Origin of the sequence: Aphanizomenon sp. CS-733/32, from assembly GCF_028330045.1 — a bacterium.
GTDB lineage: Bacteria > Cyanobacteriota > Cyanobacteriia > Cyanobacteriales > Nostocaceae > Dolichospermum > Dolichospermum gracile.
The window spans coordinates 1-5,773 of the sequence record NZ_JAQMSE010000082.1 but is presented as its reverse complement, the minus strand read 5'-3'; the positions used below and the strand labels follow the sequence as shown (position 1 = coordinate 5,773).

Genomic DNA, 5,773 nt, shown 5'->3' with positions numbered 1-5,773 from the left:
TCCAAATGTGGTTTTAGTGTGTCTCGTAATAAGTTAATCTGGTTCATAGGGGTTTCTTTGATTGTGTGGTAACTTTCTATGAAACCCTTTCTCTGTTTCCTTTGCAAGCTTTTTCTCTATTTTTTGTCCTGTACAGAGAAACAAAATATTGACCCATTAATTGCACTTGATGAAGCAGTATTTAATCAAACAGGAAATCATTTGGATGAAAGTCAGAAAATCATCTTAGCAGGAACATTAGAAAATCTAAATTATAAAGACATTGCCGCTTTAGGTAATCATAATCAAGGAACTATAAAGTCAACTGCTTCCAAATTATGGAAAATATTAACAAAAGTAATTGGTGAAAAAGTCACCAAAACAAACTTTAAAACCGTAATTAATCAATGGGTTGTGCGTTCTGAACTCATTATCAACCGTCATCCTGGGCAAGCACAGCAGTTTATAGAAGACTTGGGAAACGGCATTAAATTAGAAATGGTAGCCATCCCTGGAGGAACTTTCATCATGGGTTCACCAGAAAATGAGCTAAAACGCTCAGAAGATGAGAGTCCCCAGCATGAAGTTACAGTGCAACCGTTTTTATTGGGTAAATATCCCATTACCCAAGCACAATGGCAAGCGGTAGCGGCTTTACCCCAAGTCAACCAAGAATTAAAACCAAACCCATCTAGTTTTAAAGGAGATGGTTCGACTTCGCTCACCAACCATCGCCCTGTAGAATCGGTTTCTTGGCATGATGCGGTGGAATTTTGTGCTAGATTATCAAACTACACAAAAAGACTCTATAGACTGCCCAGTGAAGCGGAATGGGAATATGCTTGTCGTGCTGGAACTAATACACCATTTCATTTTGGCGAGACAATTACCACAGATTTAGCTAATTATGATGGTAACTTCACTTATGGTAATGGAACAAAAGGAGTTGATAGAGGAGAAACAACAGAAGTAGGAAGTTTTAAAATAGCTAATGAATTTGGATTATATGATATGCACGGCAATGTGTGGGAATGGTGTCAAGATGATTGGCATAATAGTTATGAAGGTGCGCCTACTGATAGTAGCGCGTGGATAAGCGACGAGTCTAATAGTGACAAAAAGTTGCTGCGCGGCGGTTCTTGGTACAACAATCCTGAGCATTGCCGTTCGGCCTATCGTGGCTGTGTTGATGCGGGCTTCGACAACTTCATCAACGGGTTTCGTGTTGTGTGTGGTGCTGCGTGGACTCTGTAGCTTTTTATACTCTTGCTCTTTTGCCCTTTACCCTTCTTTCCTTTACCCTGCGAGCGAAGCGAGCTTTTAAAAATTTTTTTGGAAATTTGACCCTTTTTTAATTAAATTTGATTAGATATGAACGAATTACCAATAATTCAAAAAACTTATGATTTAATTAAGTGGTATGTGCCAATTCTTAACCGTTTGCCACAGAATCATAAATTTATGTTAGGTAATAGGATAATTACTGGATTATATGATTTATTAGATGGTTTAATTATTGCTAAATATGCTGCTGATAAACTAGAGCAATTACAATCTTTAAATAGTAAAATTGATATCTTACGTCATCAAACCCGGTTGTTATTAGATTTTGAACTAATCAAAGTACAACGCTACGAATATGTGACACAATTAATCAATGATATTGGTACAGATTTAGGAGCATGGATTAAACAACAACGTAAACGGCAAACATCATCATGAAACGATATGGTAATCTTTGGTCACAAATCACAGATTTTGAGAATCTATTAACAGCAGCTAGACAAGCTCAAAAAGGTAAGCGATTTCGAGAGAATGTTTTAGAATTTAATTATCATTTAGAATCAGAATTAGCACAGATTAAAAACGAATTAGAAACTAAAAATTATCAACCAGGAGAATATCACACTTTTCAAATAGTAGAACCTAAACGACGGATGATTTCTGCTGCACCTTATCGAGATAGAGTGGTTCATCATGCGTTGTGTAATATTATAACTCCAATTTTTGAAAAAACATTTATTCATGATTCCTATGCTAATCGGGTAGGTTTTGGTACTCATCGCGCTTTACGTAGATTTACAAAATTTGCTCGTTCCAGTCGTTATGTTCTACAATGTGATATTTGTAAATATTTTCCTAGCATTGATCACGAAATTCTTAAATCTCTGTTGCGTCGGAAGTTGAAATGTCAAGAAACATTATGGTTGGCTGATATTATTATTGATAATAGCAACGAACAAGAAGCTATTTTAAATCATTTTCCTGGGGATGATTTATTTACACCATTACAAAGAAGACGAGGTTTACCAATTGGCAATCTCACCAGTCAATTCTTTGCTAATATTTATTTGAATGGTTTTGATCATTTTATTAAAGAAGATTTACAAGCTAAAAAATATGTTCGCTATGTAGATGATTTTGCTTTATTTGCAGATGACAAAGAATTTTTAGTTGATGCAAGAGAAGCAATAGAAAATTATTTAGCATTGGAGATGGGACAGGCAACCCCGGATGCTGCGCGGCGGTTCTTGGAACAACAATCCTGAAAATTGCCGTTCGGCCTATCGTAACTATAATGATGCGGGCTTCGACAACAACAACAACGGTTTTCGTGTTGTGTGTGGTGCTGCGTGCGCTCTTTTATTCCAGAACTGGCGGATGGGAATTCGTCGGGCGCGTATAAAAAGAGTCCAGATCTGTTCCAGTGATGTCAGCAACGGCATCCGAAAATCAAACTCGGTGGAGTAGCTTAGTAAGCTTGCTGAAAAGTTGCTTCACCGATATAAAAAAGCTAATATTTATGATTCTGACAAAAAATCATGCCGAAAACTATTATTAAACGTTATAAAAAAACGGCTAACTACTTTACCGAAGATTTGGGAAATGGCATTGAATTAGAAATTGAATTAGAAATGGTGCTAATTCCTGGTGGTAGTTTTACTATGGGTTCACAAAAAGAAGAAGAAGGAAGTTCAGACAATGAAAGACCTCAACATCAAGTTACCATTAAACCTTTTTGCTTTGGTAAATATCCTGTAACCCAAGCACAATGGCAAGTAGTAGTCGCTTTACCCCAAGTCAACCAAGAACTAAAACAAGACCCATCTAGGTTTAAAGGAGCAAATCGCCCTGTAGAATCGGTTTCTTGGCATGATGCGGTAGAGTTTTGTAACCGACTATCAAATCATACTCAAAGACCCTATAGACTGCCTAGTGAAGCGGAATGGGAATATGCCTGTCGTGCCGGAACTACCACACCATTTCATTTTGGGGAGACAGTTACCACAGATTTAGCTAATTATCATGGTAACTATACCTATGGTAATGGAGTTAAAGGAAGTTATCGAAAAGAAACAACAGAAGTAGGCAGTTTTGAAATAGCTAATCAGTTTGGATTATATGATATGCACGGCAATGTGTGGGAATGGTGTCAGGATGATTGGCACAGTAGTTATGAAGGTGCGCCTACAGATGGCAGCGCGTATATAAGCAATAAGACTAAAAGTGACAAGGTGCTGCGCGGCGGTTCTTGGCGCTTCAGTCCTGCTAATTGCCGTTCGGCCTATCGTTTCTATAGTGATGCGGGCTTCGACTTCATCATCAACGGTTTTCGTGTTGTGTGTGGTGCTGCGTGGACTCTGTAGCCCTTTATACTCTTGCTCTTTTGCCCTTTTCCCTTCTTGCCTTTACCCTTGCAAGCGTAGTGAAACGGAGCGATCTTAAAAATTTTTTAGCTTAAACAGTAGAAGCCTCTCACCTACCCGATAGGGAGGTGATGAGATGAATACGCGTGAGCAAACCCTAAATAAGAATAGCTTTTAGTCCTACCTTCCGCACCCTAAACTGTCACACAACGAAATTGGTCGTTTGGAGATTTGGTTTTAGCGAACTGCTTGCAGCAGCACTTCGCTATCGCCTACCAATATTTCTTGGTTTTGGTACAAAATACAACATTAAATGGGGATAAAAATCAGAAAAAACCGATTGTGACACCGGGGGGTGCGGAATGTGGGTTTAATTCCTGATTCAGACAATAAAAAACCCGCTACAGGAGTCCTATAACGGGTAAAGTTATTAATTGCAGTTATGGTTAATCTTCGGATACAGAACTTATACCATCCATTCCAAAACAGCTTCATCTTTAGTATTAGTATGACGAGAAGGTGTTTCGCGCTCAAACTTCATGTGAATAGAACGGGTTTGTTCACCATCAGCAGCAACAGCTAAAATTGGGTAGTCAATTAAACCATCTTGGAAAGACATTTGGAAGCGGAATGTACCATCCGAATTAAGTTTAATGGGACGACCACCAATGGTTACAGTTGCATCAGGTTCGGTTGCACCGTAAACAATCAATTCAGCATCAGCAACCAACCAGAATTTGCGAGGACGCACAGGAACAGCAGAAGCAGAGAAACCGGACATTCCCACACCGGACATAGTTAAACCAGATACGGTAGGAATAGCCCACATACCTACACCAGATGGGAAAACGTAGGAACTGAGAGCTTGTTCGGGAGCCGCAGAACCGGGGACGTGCTGCATAGAACCGAATATAGAACCTGCCACCCGTTGAGCTTCAGCGGACTCTGCTAGATCAAAGATTTGTTCGTAGATGGGATTTCCACCACCGGCGGCCGCAGTAGCAGTTGGTAATTTCTTGGATGGGGGAACTAATTCGTAGAAGGTCTTACCACGGAGGTCTTCTTCAAAGTCTACGCTGATGAAGACATCTTCAATCCAATCGGAAGGGTAGACGGGGGGAATATGCACTCTCGCGGAACGCGCTAATACTAACCAACCACCATCAGCGGTGCGATAACCGACATCTATCACATAATCGCGATCGCTCACGGGAATTGGCAAATACCATTCTCTCGCTAGTTCATCAGCAGGGTATTCTTGAATACTGTGGGGACTTTGATAATCTAAATCAACATCAGTGACATCATAAATCCGCAAAGCTAGGGTTTGTCCACCTTGACGACGCAGGGCTTCTTTATGGTCGTTAGGAATATCCCAGTAAGTGTAAGCCCATTGAGGATCACGAGGTAACAGCACAATCCGACTGTCACCGTAACCAGCAGGTAAATCTGCTAGTGCTTCATCAACATCAGCGAGAGAACCACCAGTCCGATCTTCTTGACCTAACTCAAACTTTGCTGCTTCCACGGTTTCTTGTGCCTCCAGATTAGGGGATGAACTGAGCGAGAATTTACTATTTTGAACGTCTTCAATTGATGCTAATAACTGCGATTTCCGCATTCTGCTATAGCGAGATATACAGTATTCACTGGCAACTTTGCGTAATTGCCGTAGGGTCATCTCTTCTAGCGGTGGGCGTTCTTTTGCCATTGATTTGGACTCCAGTAGTTTGAAAGGTAAATTATTGTTTCCGGGTTAAAAAAGTTTGATGAAATATCATCTACCCAGATTTTTTTATTCCTGACTCCTGGTTTTGCCCCAGTTCTAAATTTGCTTACTGTTTGTTTTTTATTTAAGATACCAACTCATGGAAATTCCTGGTTATGCCGTTGTTTTGCATTTATTGAGGATTGCAAAGAGTTGTTAAGTAAATATTAACCAGTAAAACTATCTAGGGATCAAGGGGTCTAAAGATAGGTTTTACTATATTTCACGTATTTATCAGCCCTGCGGGGATCAATATGTCATGAAATCTTAACATAGCGATCTCAAGCAGGGGATTAGTGTCAAAGTTTGATGACATTGAGTCTGGAGTCTGGAGTCTGGAGTCTGGAGTCTGGAGTCTGGATGAAGAAAGAAATTTTTT

General features: G+C 39.9%; 3 protein-coding genes and 2 pseudogenes. 4 read left to right on the top strand and 1 reads right to left on the bottom strand.

From position 1 onward, the window contains the following. Positions 1–408 precede the first annotated feature (408 nt). The 4 genes and pseudogenes from PN471_RS06550 to PN471_RS06535 form a co-directional block, all read left to right on the top strand. Positions 409–1,233, top strand: a pseudogene (locus PN471_RS06550) (formylglycine-generating enzyme family protein); the annotation flags it as partial. 117 nt (positions 1,234–1,350) lie between these two features. Next, positions 1,351–1,701, top strand: a complete 351-nt coding sequence (avd, locus tag PN471_RS06545; protein ID WP_271776155.1) for a diversity-generating retroelement protein Avd — start codon at positions 1,351–1,353, stop codon at positions 1,699–1,701. After that, positions 1,698–2,465, top strand: a pseudogene (locus tag PN471_RS06540) (reverse transcriptase domain-containing protein); the annotation flags it as partial. The gene avd and the pseudogene PN471_RS06540, both read left to right, overlap by 4 nt. Positions 2,466–2,801: 336 nt before the next feature. Next, the gene (locus PN471_RS06535; protein WP_271776154.1) at positions 2,802–3,626 is read left to right on the top strand and encodes a formylglycine-generating enzyme family protein; all 825 of its coding nucleotides are present in this window, start codon (positions 2,802–2,804) and stop codon (positions 3,624–3,626) included. A gap of 466 nt (positions 3,627–4,092) precedes the next feature. Here PN471_RS06535 and PN471_RS06530 read toward each other — a convergent pair whose 3' ends face one another. After that, a complete protein-coding gene (locus PN471_RS06530) occupies positions 4,093–5,337 on the bottom strand; it encodes a DUF4912 domain-containing protein (protein WP_271776153.1) in 1,245 nt (414 codons plus the stop codon). Between the last annotated feature and the right edge of the window lie 436 nt (positions 5,338–5,773).